Annotated in this window: 2 protein-coding genes; both read left to right on the forward strand. The window is 65.0% G+C overall.

The window, feature by feature from the left end:
* The first annotated feature begins 1 nt into the window (after position 1).
* On the forward strand, positions 2-1,444 hold the full coding sequence (gene istA / locus K288_RS0143150) for an IS21 family transposase (RefSeq protein ID WP_064737410.1): 1,443 nt from the start codon (positions 2-4) through the stop codon (positions 1,442-1,444).
* A complete protein-coding gene (gene istB / locus K288_RS0143155; RefSeq protein WP_027584845.1) occupies positions 1,441-2,253 on the forward strand; it encodes an IS21-like element helper ATPase IstB in 813 nt (270 codons plus the stop codon). Before istA ends, istB begins: the two co-directional genes overlap by 4 nt.
* Positions 2,254-2,381: the final 128 nt, after the last annotated feature.

Genomic DNA, 2,381 nt, shown 5'->3' on the forward strand with positions numbered 1-2,381 from the left:
AGTGGCGGCCGCCAAGGCGTCGTTCAGTCCGTCAACCGCGTATCGGATCGAGAAGGATCCCCGCCTGCCATCGCAGAAGAAGGGTGGGCGCGGCCGTCGCCGGCCGGACCCGTTGACCGATGTGTTTGAGACAGAAGTGGTGCCGATGCTCAAGGCAGCCCCCGGCGTGCGGCCGGTTGCGATCTTCGAGGAGATGTTACGGCGCCATCCTGAGCTCGGAGCTGGAATCCGCCGCACGCTGGAGCGCCGGATCCGCGCCTGGCGGGCGATCCACGGCGAGGAGCAGGAGGTCATCTTCCGCCAGACCCACGAAGTGGGCCAAGTCGGCCTGTCCGACTTCACCGACATGGGCGAGCTTGGGGTCACCATCGCTGGCGTGCCGCTCGATCATCGCCTCTATCACTTCCGGTTGGCCTATTGTGGGTTTGAGCACGCCCATGTCGTGCTCGGTGGCGAGAGCTTCGTCGCTTTGGCGGAAGGGCTGCAGAATGCCCTGTGGTCGCTCGGTGGGGCACCACGGGAGCATCGGACCGACAGCCTGTCGGCCGCCTTCTGCAATCTCGATCGCAATGCGAGGGCTGATCTCACCCGGCGGTACGAGGACCTCTGCACCCATTACGGCATGCGGCCTTCCCGCAACAATCGCGGCATCGCCCACGAGAACGGGGCGATCGAGAGCTCGCATGGCCATCTCAAGCGGACGATCGCCGATGCGCTGCTGTTGCGCGGCACCGCCGACTTCGATGATCTCGCCGCCTATCGCGGCTTCATCGACGAGATCGTCAGCCGCCGCAATGCCCGCAACGCCAAGCGGATCGACCACGAGCGCGCCGCCCTGCAGGCGTTGCCGGATCGCCGCACCTCGGACTACGAGGAGGTGATTGTCCGCGTGACGTCAAGCGGCGGCTTCACCTTGCGCAAGGTGTTCTACACAGTTCCGTCCCGCCTGATCGGCCACCGGCTACGGGTGCGCCTTTGCGACGATCGTCTCGACGTGTTCGTCGGCGGCACCCATCTCGTCACCCTGCCGCGTGGACGGCCGCATCCCAACGGCAAGCACGACCAGGTCGTCGATTATCGCCACGTGATCCATTCCTTGCGGCGCAAGCCAATGGCGCTGCTCAATCTGGTCTACCGTGATCGGCTGTTCCCGCGCGATGCCTATCGCCAAACCTTCGATCGCTTGCGCGAACGATTGCCGGACAGGAAAGCCTGCCGGCTCATGGTCGATCTGCTTGCGCTGGCGCACGAGCGCGGTTGCGAGGCCGAACTCGCCAAGCAGCTTGCGGCCGACCTGGACGCCGGCCAACTGCCCGACCTCGGACGGTTGCGCACCCACTTCGCCCCCGATCCAGCCTGCGTGCCGCAGGTCATGGTGCAGCTTGCCCCGCTCGCCAGCTATGAGTGCCTCGTCGGCGCCGGCCAGATCGGAGACGCCGCATGAACACGGCCAACACCGTCGACACCGCCCGCCTCAACCTGTTGCTCAACGAGCTGCGGCTACCCGCCATCAAGGTGCTATGGCCACAGTTCGCCGAACAGTCCGACAAGGAAGGTTGGCCAGCGGCCCGCTTCCTCGCCATCATCGCCGAGCACGAGATCGCCGAACGTGGCCGCCGTCGCGTCGAGCGTCATCTCGTCGAGGCGCGGCTGCCCGCCGGAAAGACCTTCGACAACTTCGACTTCGAAGCTGTGCCGATGATCTCAAAGGCGCAGGTGACCGCGCTCGCCGCTGGCGATGGTTGGCTCGGCAAGGGCGCCAATTTGCTGCTGTTCGGTCCGCCCGGCGGCGGAAAGAGTCACTTGGCGGCAGCCATCGGCATGGCCCTCATCGAGAACGGATGGCGCGTCCTCTTCACCCGCACCACCGATCTCGTCCAGAAGCTCCAGGTGGCGCGGCGCGAGCTCAATCTCGAGGCCGCCATCAACCGCCTCGATCGCTTCGACCTGCTGATCTGCGATGATCTTGCCTACGTCACCAAGGACCAGGCCGAGACCAGCGTACTGTTCGAGCTCATCAGCGCACGCTACGAACGGCGCTCCATGCTGATCACCGCCAATCAGCCCTTCGGCGAATGGAACAGGGTCTTCCCGGACCCCGCCATGACCCTCGCCGCCATCGATCGCCTCGTCCACCATGCCACCATCGTCGAGATGAACGTCGAGAGCTATCGCAGGCGCACTGCGCTCGAACGAAAGCGTGGCCCGGGACGGCCGCCATCGCACGCGACAACCAAAACCCTCGCTGATTGACGCTCCGCGACAATCAAAGCGAACAAAACTCTTGCGCGCGACAATCTTCGCAGCAATCATCATCTCGCCGCGACACTGACTCGCCATCCTGATTGTCGCGCGCTCCCCACCCAGATTGTCGCGCTATA

Origin of the sequence: Bradyrhizobium sp. Ai1a-2 (genome assembly GCF_000426245.1) — a bacterium.
Lineage (GTDB): Bacteria > Pseudomonadota > Alphaproteobacteria > Rhizobiales > Xanthobacteraceae > Bradyrhizobium.